The organism is Paenibacillus sp. GM2 (assembly GCF_900069005.2).
Lineage (GTDB): Bacteria > Bacillota > Bacilli > Paenibacillales > Paenibacillaceae > Fontibacillus.
In genome coordinates, this window is sequence record NZ_LN831277.1 from 54,459 (window position 1) to 65,954 (window position 11,496).

Annotated in this window: 13 protein-coding genes and 1 riboswitch; of the genes, 1 reads left to right on the forward strand and 12 read right to left on the reverse strand. The window is 47.1% G+C overall.

What is annotated here, in order from left to right; translation table 11 throughout:
• Window positions 1-64 precede the first annotated feature (64 nt).
• From BN1360_RS03820 to BN1360_RS03830, 3 genes are all read right to left on the reverse strand, one after another.
• The gene (locus tag BN1360_RS03820) at window positions 65-1,201 is read right to left on the reverse strand and encodes a 3D domain-containing protein (protein WP_068778577.1); all 1,137 of its coding nucleotides are present in this window, start codon (window positions 1,199-1,201) and stop codon (window positions 65-67) included.
• Window positions 1,202-1,460: 259 nt separating this feature from the next.
• Window positions 1,461-1,674, reverse strand: a riboswitch (cyclic di-AMP (ydaO/yuaA leader).
• Window positions 1,675-1,890: 216 nt separating this feature from the next.
• Window positions 1,891-2,661, reverse strand: coding sequence for a TatD family hydrolase (locus BN1360_RS03825; protein ID WP_229520791.1), 771 nt, complete (start codon window positions 2,659-2,661; stop codon window positions 1,891-1,893).
• A gap of 70 nt (window positions 2,662-2,731) precedes the next feature.
• Window positions 2,732-4,021 carry an HD domain-containing protein gene (locus tag BN1360_RS03830; protein WP_068778579.1) on the reverse strand — a complete coding sequence of 430 codons (1,290 nt, stop codon included), beginning with the start codon at window positions 4,019-4,021 and terminating at the stop codon, window positions 2,732-2,734.
• Window positions 4,022-4,368: 347 nt separating this feature from the next.
• Here BN1360_RS03830 and BN1360_RS03835 point away from each other — a divergent pair, with 347 nt between their 5' ends.
• Window positions 4,369-4,623, forward strand: a complete 255-nt coding sequence (locus tag BN1360_RS03835) for an AbrB/MazE/SpoVT family DNA-binding domain-containing protein (RefSeq protein ID WP_068778580.1) — start codon at window positions 4,369-4,371, stop codon at window positions 4,621-4,623.
• Between the two features lie 184 nt (window positions 4,624-4,807).
• Here the strand turns inward: BN1360_RS03835 and rsmI are convergent, their stop codons facing one another.
• From rsmI to BN1360_RS03880, 9 genes are all read right to left on the reverse strand, one after another.
• Window positions 4,808-5,698, reverse strand: a complete 891-nt coding sequence (rsmI, locus tag BN1360_RS03840; protein ID WP_068778581.1) for a 16S rRNA (cytidine(1402)-2'-O)-methyltransferase — start codon at window positions 5,696-5,698, stop codon at window positions 4,808-4,810.
• On the reverse strand, window positions 5,695-6,450 hold the full coding sequence (locus tag BN1360_RS03845; RefSeq protein ID WP_068778582.1) for a tRNA1(Val) (adenine(37)-N6)-methyltransferase: 756 nt from the start codon (window positions 6,448-6,450) through the stop codon (window positions 5,695-5,697). Before BN1360_RS03845 ends, rsmI begins: the two co-directional genes overlap by 4 nt.
• A gap of 106 nt (window positions 6,451-6,556) precedes the next feature.
• Window positions 6,557-6,922, reverse strand: a complete 366-nt coding sequence (locus BN1360_RS03850) for an initiation-control protein YabA (protein ID WP_068778583.1) — start codon at window positions 6,920-6,922, stop codon at window positions 6,557-6,559.
• Between the two features lie 51 nt (window positions 6,923-6,973).
• Window positions 6,974-7,774, reverse strand: coding sequence for a PSP1 domain-containing protein (locus BN1360_RS03855; RefSeq protein ID WP_068778584.1), 801 nt, complete (start codon window positions 7,772-7,774; stop codon window positions 6,974-6,976).
• A 132-nt stretch (window positions 7,775-7,906) separates the two neighbouring features.
• Complete coding sequence (gene holB / locus BN1360_RS03860) at window positions 7,907-8,887, reverse strand: DNA polymerase III subunit delta' (RefSeq protein WP_068778585.1); 981 nt, start codon at window positions 8,885-8,887, stop codon at window positions 7,907-7,909.
• A gap of 17 nt (window positions 8,888-8,904) precedes the next feature.
• On the reverse strand, window positions 8,905-9,348 hold the full coding sequence (locus BN1360_RS03865) for a YaaR family protein (protein WP_068778587.1): 444 nt from the start codon (window positions 9,346-9,348) through the stop codon (window positions 8,905-8,907).
• Between the two features lie 73 nt (window positions 9,349-9,421).
• Window positions 9,422-9,751: a cyclic-di-AMP receptor gene (locus BN1360_RS03870; RefSeq protein ID WP_068778586.1), complete on the reverse strand. Its 330-nt coding sequence runs from the start codon at window positions 9,749-9,751 to the stop codon at window positions 9,422-9,424.
• A gap of 76 nt (window positions 9,752-9,827) precedes the next feature.
• Window positions 9,828-10,469, reverse strand: coding sequence for a dTMP kinase (tmk, locus tag BN1360_RS03875; protein ID WP_068778588.1), 642 nt, complete (start codon window positions 10,467-10,469; stop codon window positions 9,828-9,830).
• Between the two features lie 4 nt (window positions 10,470-10,473).
• Window positions 10,474-11,496 (reverse strand): Orn/Lys/Arg family decarboxylase (locus BN1360_RS03880; RefSeq protein WP_476445250.1); only part of this gene is annotated, 1,023 nt, incomplete at its 5' end.

The window sequence follows — 11,496 nt, forward strand, 5'->3', positions numbered from 1 at the left end:
TGAACCCCCGCTAATCACGATCCTAGATCTTATTTTCGATATATCCTTTCAACTTTGCAGCCAACTAGTTGAGCTCTGGCTTGGTCGGGCCGATGACATAAACTGTCCGACCCTTCTTGCGGCCGAATTGGTTTGCTGTTTTGAGCGAATCGAAATATACATCCATCTTGTTGCCTTTAATAGCGCCCCCAGTATCTTCCGCTTTGCGGAATCCGAGGCCTTCAATGTATACCCACCAACCTAACGGAACGACATTTTTATCGACAGCGATCGTTCTTCCCTCTTGAACTCGGGTTCCTGTAGCTGTTTTCGTGCCGATTCCATCCTCTTCTGCAGAGTAGGCAGTCAAGGTTACGTTCTTGAGCATTTTTTTATATTTGAACGAGACTCCGCCCTTTTTGGTCAATCCACTGATGCTCACCTGATCCGAGGAGCGGGAAATGCTAGCGGACATCACAGCAGTCTTCGGCTTCGTGCCCACGGCAATGACTTTAGGTGTGGCCTTCTTAACGACCTCCTTGCCAAGCCAACGCTTTGACACGAATTTGCCATCCTCATACACCTTCTCAACATTGTGTACGACTAGGCCCCGGCTGCCTTCCTGTACGACCTTCGTTTCACCCTTCAGCAGCTGATCATCACTTGTCTTGACAACATTGAATGGTACGGTCTCTTGTTGTTGAATATTATGTTTCTTGACACGAACGATATTAATAACCATATTCGCTGTGACGGCCTGATTCAGGCCTGGAGAAACTTTATCCTCCTGATTCACATCTACGCCTAGTTCCTGAATAGCGTCCTCTACCTTGGCCTTCGTGGTGAAGGTCAGCTTATGAGCGCCATCCACACTGATACTGACGGGAACGGCCCGGACAATCTCAATCCGGTCCCCATCCTCTATTGCGCTCGACAACGATTTGGAAACTTCATCGCCCGGCTGCAATATGATGGATTGTTCATCCAGCACTTTGTTGACCAAGGAATGTCTGGTGGTGATTGACTCTGTCTTTCCATCAACAACCAAATATATTTTTTTACTGTTCTGTGTGTAGAACCAAATCAGGATGATGGTGATTACTGCAATGGCCAGAACTCCAACAAGCAAAACCTGACGCAGATGTTCTTGCTTCCATCGCATTGCGTAAGACATGCTGGATGAGCGTGATTCATGGGTATCCTGGTTACGGAAAAATCCCATATCTTCCGTCCTCCTTACATAGTCCCGCCGTCTAGATCGACATATCATGAAATTGACGTGACTACAGATCGATTTTACGAAATGCCATAAAGCGCACTCCGCATTCCTGTCCCAGTCCTCTCGGCATTGGTCACCCCCTGTAAACAACAGTATGATGACCCTACTAAGTTTATTCAAAACAAAAGAAGCCTAAAGAAAGAGTTAGAGGAACTCTGTTCGTGGCTTCCGGAATAATCAGTGATGTATAGATGCACGAGTTGTTGCCTCTCTGGATACGCCTACGAGGTTAGCTGTCGGGTTAGGACGTAGAGAGTCGCCCTTTCTTAGTTCATTCGCTCATGGCGCAATGACCTCGAATTCACCCCATAGACCCTTACAAAGAAATCCTTCACGACATGCTCATTCATAATCTCATGAATTGCCGTGGTCGGTTCCCCCGTTCTCCACACTCGGAGATTCAGCGAGACTGGTTTATGGAACTTCGGTAATCTCTGGCAAAATAAGTCTGTGAGAATCGCCAAATGGATTACTGAAGAAATTCTATCTTGTTTCGATACATGTTGTAAAGGACGAATCAACAACGTTTATTTTAATAATTGGTTAAAAAAATGTAATAAACAGAGTTTTAATTGTTAAAATGCATTAATCTTTCTCGTTTACTCATTTTTTCATTACTTTTTCTCAATATTTCAGCGAATGCCAAATCGTTCCATTGCATTTTTGGTTGTTACGTTGGCTAATTCTTCCAAAGAAATCCCTTTTAATTCCGCTGCCGCCTCGGCGACGAGACGAACGTAACCCGACTCATTTCTCTTCCCACGATATGGGTGTGGTGTTAAATATGGGGAGTCTGTCTCAATCAATAATCGGTCCATGGGAACCTTCATAATAACCTCTTTTGGCTGCTTGGCATTTTTGAACGTAATCGGCCCGCCAAATGACAAATGAAATCCCATATTCAGACACAATTTGGCAATTTCCCAGCTGCCAGAGAAGGAATGCATCACACCGCCAACTTCACTTGCCTTCTCTTCCTGCAAAATTCGTACAATATCCTCATGTGCATCCCGATTATGAATCGAAATTGGCATTCCCAGACTTCGAGCAAGCCCGATCTGATTGCGCAGGACCTTGTGCTGCACCTCTTTGGGTGACGTATCCCAATAATAATCCAGCCCGATTTCGCCGATTGCGACGACCTTCTCATGCTTGCACAATTCCGCAATCCAGTCGAGGTCACCATCCTGCATCGTAATCGCATCTTGCGGATGCCAGCCCACGGCTGCATAGATAAAATCGTATTGCTCCGCCAATTTCATCGTCGTCGGAATCGTCTCCCGATTAAAGCCAATGTTGATCATCCGCGTCACTCCCTGTTCCAGAGCCCGCTGAATGACCTCCTCGCGATCCTCGTCGAACTGTGGAGCATCCAGATGGGTATGTGTATCAATAAGCATCAATGTATATGCGCCTCCCAGCTAGTTCATTGGTTAATTTTTGTTGAGTTCATCCTGGCATCATTCGAGAATTTTAATGCTGTTCTACGAATAGTTCCGCAATCTCCCGCGGCAAATCGTCAATAACTGCAAGAACTTTATCATCTGGAAAATACAAATGGAATTTCCCGCGCTGCAAACCGCTGATCGATCTGACAATATCCGATACTTCGGAAATCTCACGCAAACGTTCTTGACGGTCCAGAAGCAGGAGCTGCTTCTCCCGCCCTTCCCCATCCGGACGAAACACATCATAAGGCAGATCCGTTGGAAAATCAATTTCCAAATCGTATTCCGGATTAAGCCCCGCCTTATCAAATGCAGCTCTAATCTCTTCAATTGTCTCCATATCCAAAGAGTCCATCTCTACATATTTATACAGCTTGCGGTCGATGAACCGGGAGCACAGTTCTCCAAGCAGCTCGTCCGTCTCCTTTCTCCACTGCATAAAGGCCGTCTGAACCAACGCTTCATCTAATTGAAGATAGTCCTGTACCGTCATGGTGCGATTAAATAATGAAGGCAAAGGTTCCGGCAGAAACTTGAAGCGATGGCCTTGCTCATACAACGCCTTCGCTCTTTTGAAAATCTGCCTTAAAATGATCTCTGAGCTGCGCGTAACCGGATGGAAATAAATTTGCCAGTACATCTGATATCTGGACATTAAATAATCTTCTACCGCATGCATGCCCGAATCCTTGACGACAATTCTTCCTTTATACGGTCTAAGCATTCGCAGAATCCGATCCATATCTATCGTTCCATAATTAACACCGGTAAAATAAGCATCGCGCAGTAAATAATCCATCCGATCCGCATCCAGCGGGCTGGAGACGAGATTCACAACAATCGGCTGCTCATAATCCTTGCGAATCACCGCCGCTACCTTATCTGGGAAATCATCCCCCATCCGGCGCAGCACCGATCTGACCTCTGTGTCACCGAGCAAAATGCGACAGGTCCAATCCTCATGATGCATCTGGAAGGCCTGCTCTACCGAATGAGAGAAGGGACCATGGCCGAGATCATGCAATAGTGCAGCACATAGAGCTACCATTCCCTCTTCCCGGGGCCAGTCCGCATAATTGGCGCGCTCAAATTGAGAAATAATTCGCCGGGTAATCTCATAGACTCCTAAAGAATGGGAGAATCGACTGTGCTCAGCCCCATGGAACGTTAAATAAGAAGTTCCAAGCTGACGAATCCGACGCAAACGTTGAAATTCCGAGGTATTAATGAGCGACCAAATAATTTCATCCTGCACATGAACATAATTGTGAACGGGATCCTTGAATACTTTCTCTTCTCGAAGCTGACGATACATGTAAAATCCCTCCCTAACCCATAATCTTAAAAAAAATTTGTAAGGTGATTTGACGAAACTTTAGCTAATGTCGACAGATTTTGTCGAATTTTGTCTAAAGTTGTTGAATAAACACTTTCCATATTGTCGAATCATAGAATAACCTGTTTTAAGCGGAAAAGCGCCTATCTACCAGTAATTTAAGGATAAATTATGTTTTTTCAACCAAAAAAATAGAAATAAAACTGAACTCTACCATAAATAGGTTGACTATTCTGGCAATGGTTGGTATCATAACTATCATAAAAGATAGAAGTTTGTCGAATAATGACACTTTTAAACTATAGCGAGAGGGGCTACTATCAGTTATGATGAAATCAACAGGTATTGTTAGAAAAGTAGATGAATTGGGACGTGTCGTGATCCCGATCGAATTGCGCCGTACACTAGGAATCGGTGAAAAAGACGCTCTTGAAATTTACGTTGACGGAGAACGGATCATGCTTAAGAAATACGAGCCCGCTTGTATCTTCTGTGGCAATGCCGAAAACGTAACTTACTTCAAGGGAAAAATTGTTTGCCACGAATGTTTAAGCGAATTGCCTACCCCTGTGACAAATTAATAAAAATAGTATATAATAGATTTACTGAATATGTTAATTCTAACCTTTTTCATATCTCCTTGGCGCCTTCCAGGCTTGAACCCGGCCTACGAAGGCCCCTTTTTTGACCCATAAATACAATTTATGGTTTTTTAGCAATTAAAAGTAAATTATTAAATGCTTTTTTTTTAAAAAGGTTCCTCTTTTACAGCAGCATATTGTAAATATCCCGTTTAGAAACTCCTCGATCATTAGCAGCCTTCTTCATCGCTTCTTTTCTCGGCAGCTTCTCCTGTTCTTCATAGTGTGCGACATGATCCTCTACCGAGAGCGCTTGCCACCATGCATCCCTCCGTTCCTTCACCTCTTCAGGATGAGCCCCGGAGACAACGATACAATATTCGCCAATCGGCGGATGCTCCTGCAGCCATTTGAGGCATGCGCTGAATGTTCCCCGCACCATCTCTTCATAACGCTTTGTCAGCTCGCGAGCCAGCACAACCTGTCTATCCCCCCAGGCCTCCAGCAGCGCCTCAAGTGATTTTACCAATCGATGGGGAGATTCATACAGCAGCAATGTACCTTGCTCATCCAATAGTGAGCTTAATAGCTTGTCTCTATCTTTATTATCTCGCGGTAAGAAGCCAAGAAAGGTGAATCTCTCTGTAGGCAGGCCTGACACAATCAAAGCTGACAGAGCTGCGTTTGCCCCAGGCACCGGAATTACGGAAATACCCGCTTCCAGCGCTAGCTTAACCAGATCGCTGCCCGGGTCGGAAATGGCCGGCAACCCGGCGTCACTGACCAGCGCCAAATTTTTTCCTTCTATTATAAGGCGTATCAATTCCGGGCCACTGGCTGCCTTATTATGCTCATGATAGCTCAGCAGTTTACCGGGAGAAATTTCGAAATGACTTAACAGCTTGCGCGTCTGTCTCGTGTCCTCCGCAGCGATGATATCCGCCTCCTGCAGGGTTCGCACAGCACGATAAGTCATATCCTCCAGGTTGCCGATCGGCGTGGCGACAAGGAACAATTTCCCCTGGCTATTATTTTCCGGCTTATCCTCAAAACTTCTCTGTATGTTTATACTCATGCCTTCCCCTCTTTTGGTCCATAATAGATATCCATAACTTCCTGAAAGTACTCCCCGCTCTCCTGATATACGATCAGCGGAGGCAATATTTTGACGTCCGGCTTCCCATCCCGATGCGCCTCGATCAGCACCATGTTGGCCTCTGATCCCGCCCGTGGGTGTACAAATCGGATCACCTTGGGCTCCATCCGATATTTCCTGAACATTGTGATGATATCACCAAGCCGCTGTGGTCTATGAACCATCGATATTTTGCCCCCGGGCTTGACCAGTCGCATTGCCGCTTGCGCTACATCCTCCAGCGTGCAATGAATCTCATGCCGAGCGATGCTCTGATGCTCACTCAGCTTCAGATCCCCACCGGTTAGCGGCATATAAGGCGGATTAACCGTTATGGCATCATATATGCCATTCCCGCCTTCCTTAGCCAGATCGCGCAGATCGCCCTCCATAATGTTAACCCGCTCCTTCAAGCCGTTCATCTCCACGCTGCGCCGAGCCATGTCCGCAAGCCGGGGCTGAATCTCGATGCCTTCAATTAGCGCCTTCGTCCGCGTTGACAGCAATATCGGAATCACACCGTTGCCGCTGCATAAGTCCAATATCCGGCCGTATTTCGGAATATTTGCAAATCTCGCCAGCAGTACGGCATCCATTGAGAAGCTGAACACCTGCTCGCTCTGAATGATCGACAGATCATGGGTAAGCAGATCATCCACCCGCTCTGTCTCGTAAATTTCCACATTTCTCATGAATCGCGCCCGCCCATTTCTGCTCATTATTTGTTAGTTCCTTTATAAGGATGCATTTTCCCGTTAAAATCTAAAAAAAACCGTAGGAAGCTCTCCCTACGGCTTGTTATTTATTCAGAAAAGACAGGCAGAACAGGCAATCGCCCTCTGTACGTAAATGTCCGTAATATACGTTGCAGATATGAAAACCTTCGTGATATAACCGCGCCAGGTTATCATAACCTTCTCCCACGATATCGGTATTTTCCTTATGCTCCAGCTGCGCTTGTTCCTGCTTGCCTTCGGAAGATGCCAGCTCTATCTCATTTTCCTGCTTCAGAACTTTACGCATCTTCTCATTCTCAAGCCTGAGCTGCTGGTTCTCCTCCATCAGCTTCTTCACCTCAAGCATAAGCGTGCCAAAATCGCCGTGTACTTTAGCTATTTGTTTTTCCAGCGCTTGCATATACGCGAAAATATCTTTATTCTCCAAGTTCCCACCCCAGAGTCATTCTCAATTATATTGAAAATATGATATTCTTGACTATTTAACAACTACGTCGTCTAACGAAAGCTCCTTAACCTTGTTGATCTCGAACAATTGCACATGCACTGTCCGCGAACCGGCATTAATTCCGACGACCTTGCCTTCTCCCAAAGAAGTAATGACTTGCTTGCCAACCGTCGGCATTTCTTCCTTCACACTTTCGTAGTTATCATGCTCAAATTTGAGACAACACATTAATCTTCCGCATAAACCGGAGATTTTGGTTGGATTGAGCGACAAGCTCTGGTCTTTGGCCATCTTGATCGAGACAGGCTCGAAATCGCCAAGCCAAGAGGAGCAGCAAAGTATCCGACCGCAAGGGCCGATCCCGCCTAACATCTTCGCTTCATCTCTGACGCCGATCTGTCTCAGCTCGATCCGGGTACGAAAGATGCTGGCCAAATCCTTCACCAGTTCTCTAAAATCTACCCGTCCCTCCGCCGTGAAATAGAAAATAATTTTGTTGCGGTCAAACGTAAATTCGACATCGACCAGCTTCATTTTCAAATCATGGTCTTTGATTTTATTTAAACATGTGGCAAAAGCATTCTTCGCCGCAAGCTTATTCTCTTCAACAATGTCGGCATCAGCATCGCCCGCAATCCGGATTACTTTCTTGAGCGGAAGAACAACGTCCGCCTCCTCAACCACCTTCTTGCCAACTACAACCTTGCCGTATTCGATCCCTCGCGCCGTCTCGACAATGACGCTTTGATCTCTCTCAACGGGAAAATCAAGCGGATCGAAATAGTATATTTTACCCGCTTTCTTGAAGCGGACACCTACTACAGTATACAAAAACTTACCCCCTTGTATAGCGATAAAAAACTGGAGAACCTCGAGCAAGAGGTCGCCACCTGTAATCAAACCCCTGCTTACCACGGGAGAAAAGTTTATCTATCTGTCAGACACGATACGTACTGCCGCCGATTAATTACGCCCGTCTACACCAATAAGAAACTGTTCAAGACAGAGCTGGGCATTCATATTTTGTCGCAGTTTTTTCTTACTTTCCGCCACGAGTTCCATCGCATGAATCCACTGCTCTTCAGCACGTGAGAAGGCATGCTTCGTTATAAAATCCAGCTCGTCTATGAAAACGATTCGGTCATGTCTATGATAGAGCGCATGAATCATGTCCTTGAACCATATATGGAAAAGGCTGAACAGGATGTCCAAATGTTCGCCTAGTCCGGTTTTGAATACGTTCTGCTGCGCTGTAATGATCGGAGATCCGCCACGGCCAGCGGTTTCCTTCCCTAATTGTAACACTACGTTTCTAATTTCTGCAAACCAATTCTGATCAAGTAAATCCCGGCAGGATTGGACTCCTGCTGCCAATTGTACAGCACATCTGCACAGATTTACAGCATATCCTTCTCCCGTTAAAATTTGCATCATACGGTCCGGATCCAGCGGCATGAAGGACACCCACTGTGCTCGGGACTGAATGGTCGGCAGAAGAGCTCGTCCATTATCAGACAGTAAAATAGCTACGGCCGGAGATGGCGGCTCTTCAAGAAATTTCAGCAGACTGTTAGCGGCTTGAACGGTCATCTTATCGGCTTCATCAATAATGTATACCTTCGGATTGCCCGTCTCCGAGCGATATGAAAAGATCCGCTGTAGGTCGCGGATTTGTTCAATCTTGATACTCGCTCCCTCTGGAGCGATATAATGTAAATCAGGGTGATTGCCATGCTGGACCTTGCGGCATTCCAGACATTCACCACAAGCGTCGTCTCCGCCCTTAGTGCAAAACAGAGCCTGGGCGAACGCCATAGCTACTTCCTTCTGTCCGCTTCCCGGCGGACTACTGAAAATATATGCATGGGATATCTGTTTGCGGCGGAGACTGCTCTGCAGCTGCTGCTTGGCAGCCTCCTGCCCGATAATATCTGTAAAAGCCATAACTCCTCTTACCTCTTTTAAAAGCATAAATTTATGAGCATACCGCGAATTTCACCGATTTTCTGCAAAAGATCAATTTTTCCCTGCTCTGACTCAAGCAGTTCATCAGCCATCTGCAGCAATGTAGCATCGATCTCATCCAGCAGCTTGTAACGCTTCCCGCGGCCGCGCCGATCCCAACCTCGGGAATCCTTGATGCCTACTCCGCGTCGAACGGTGTCTTCAAGAAAGCCCTTAACCATAAGACGGTAAGCTTTCAGCTCCCGAACCGTCATCGAACGAGCCAAGCGGTCACCCTGCAGCTGAATTTCCTTAAATTTACGATTCAATTCATCCTTGCTGGCCTGTTCTCCGTGCTTATGCATCACATCAGCGAAGCTCTTGGCCTGAGTTGGCTTAGTCGCATTATCGCTTACGCCCAGGCGGCTGTTCAACGGCCTGAACCCCGGATCAATCTTCAAAGCTGTCACCTGCCTATCCATCTATGATTGTTATGATTCTATCATACTAAGCAGATATATGGTTAACATTATGTTAGAAATGTTCAAATCGATCAACCGGCAATACGAATACCGTTGCCCCACCAACTTGCACTTCAACAGGCAATGGCAAATAGGAATCCGTTGTTCCGCTCATAGGAGTTACTGGAGTTACTAGCTGCTCACGTACTTTACAACTATTGCGTATGACATCCAATACGGATTCTACCTGATTATCATCGACCCCGATCATGAATGTCGTGTTGCCTGCGCGCAGAAACCCACCGGTACTGGCCAGCTTCGTTGCTCGATAGTTCTCCTTAACAAGTGCGCTGGACAATTTATTGCTGTCTTTATCCTGGATAATCGCAACAATTAATTTCATTTGCAGTCCCTCCTCATATTTTTGTGAACCAAACCTCCTCGATTAGGATAAGAAGGTGGTGATTCGACTCATCTATTTATTTTGACAAAGAATGCTTAAATTCCTCTATAGCCCTAAGAAGTTGGCTCTTAATCAATTCTGCAATCTCCTGCTTCGAACCGGAAGCATCGATTACTTGAATCCGCTCTGGGTACATTGAAACTACTCTTTGATACCCCTCACGAACCCGATGGTGAAAAGCAAGCTCTTCCAGATCAAGGCGATTCACTTCCCGTCCTTGATTGGACGAGATGCGTGTCAAGCCCTGCTCTGGTTCAATATCCATGTAGAAGGTAATGTCTGGCATCCGTCCATGGGTAGCGAACAGATTAATCGACAATACTTCCTCTATCCCTAGACCACGGGCATACCCCTGATAAGCCAGGCTGCTGTCAATAAATCGGTCACATAATACGAAGATGCCTTCGGAAAGGGCCGGCTCGACCCTCTCGGCCAGGTGTTGACGCCTTGCGGCTGCATAGAGCAGCGCTTCTGTACGCGGATCCATCGCCGTATGCTCAGGATTGAGTATGACTGCCCGAATCTTCTCAGCAATCTCAATACCACCGGGCTCACGGGTCTTGATATAAGGGATTCCCTGATTCTCAAGTACCGCCGCCAGTTCTTCAATCACCGTCGTCTTGCCCGATCCTTCACCACCTTCCAATGTAATAAACATTCCTCTATCTTTCGCTTTCACGATGTTCCCGCCTTTGTTCTGTACTTTGATATACGCTGATCGTACTCAGAGAGGAATCCTCTACGCCTTGGCATTTCGCCTTGAAATTCCTAAGCTGGAGCAACATGGTCTCTATTTCATTCGTAATCCATTCGCCCGGATACAGGATAGGAATCCCTGGCGGATATGGGATAACCATCTCCGCCGCCTGGCGCCCAGCGCTCTCCTCGATCGGAATTCTCTCGATCAATGGCGCTGCTACTGGTTGAAGACTGAACAATACGGGAGTCGACACGTTCGCTGTCATGTACAGGTTCTGACTGCTATGTTGCGCATGTAATTGTGGTTGTGATGCGGCTGGTGACTCAAATATGTTCCACGTGGAAATATTAGACTCAGATGGGTTCGCTACTGCTGAACAAGCCCGCTGCACTCCCGTTGTTAAGCCGCTTCCTGCTGCAGTGATTTCCCGCAGAGCAGCAAGCAAACGATTCAGATCCTGCTGTGAAGTACCCACACTCAAAGCGAGGACAACATATCGCTCATCGCTCATCTCCGGAATACAGCCACGCGCCTCCAATGCTTCCTGCAGTGCATAGCCGTTAAGCTCTCCTGCTGCATCATACAACACCACTTTGAACGGGTCTTGTATAGAGTATGCAGCGCTGACTCCGCTTGCGCCTAGTTCGACAAGACCGAAGCGCTTCATGGTCCTGATCTCACTACGCATTTGCGAGGCTAAGTCCAGCGCCTGCGCGAACAGCTTCTCCCCGCTGGCCTGAAGTAGACAGCGGCTGAGATCCAGCGAAGCCATGATCGGATAAGAAGGGCTGGAGCTCTGCACCATAGTGAGCCGCTGCCGAATCAAGCTGCGGTCGAGCAGATCGCCCTGCACATGCAGCATTGCGCCCATCGTCATGGCGGTCAGCATTTTGTGCGTGGACTGTACCACGCCGTCCGCCCCCTGCGCGAGAGCGCTGGGCGGCAGCTGCCGGTGCAGCCCGAAATGCGCGCCGTGCGCCTCATC

Excerpts from the sequence above, each read along its gene's own strand:
- BN1360_RS03820 (WP_068778577.1), bottom strand. The coding sequence starts at position 1,201 with ATGGGATTTTTCCGTAACCAGGATACCCATGAATCACGCTCATCCAGC.
- BN1360_RS03830 (WP_068778579.1), bottom strand. The coding sequence starts at position 4,021 with ATGTATCGTCAGCTTCGAGAAGAGAAAGTATTCAAGGATCCCGTTCAC.
- BN1360_RS03835 (WP_068778580.1), top strand. The coding sequence starts at position 4,369 with ATGATGAAATCAACAGGTATTGTTAGAAAAGTAGATGAATTGGGACGT.
- rsmI (WP_068778581.1), bottom strand. The coding sequence starts at position 5,698 with ATGAGTATAAACATACAGAGAAGTTTTGAGGATAAGCCGGAAAATAAT.
- BN1360_RS03845 (WP_068778582.1), bottom strand. The coding sequence starts at position 6,450 with ATGAGAAATGTGGAAATTTACGAGACAGAGCGGGTGGATGATCTGCTT.
- holB (WP_068778585.1), bottom strand. The coding sequence starts at position 8,887 with ATGGCTTTTACAGATATTATCGGGCAGGAGGCTGCCAAGCAGCAGCTG.
- BN1360_RS03870 (WP_068778586.1), bottom strand. The coding sequence starts at position 9,751 with ATGAAATTAATTGTTGCGATTATCCAGGATAAAGACAGCAATAAATTG.
- tmk (WP_068778588.1), bottom strand. The coding sequence starts at position 10,469 with ATGTTTATTACATTGGAAGGTGGTGAAGGATCGGGCAAGACGACGGTG.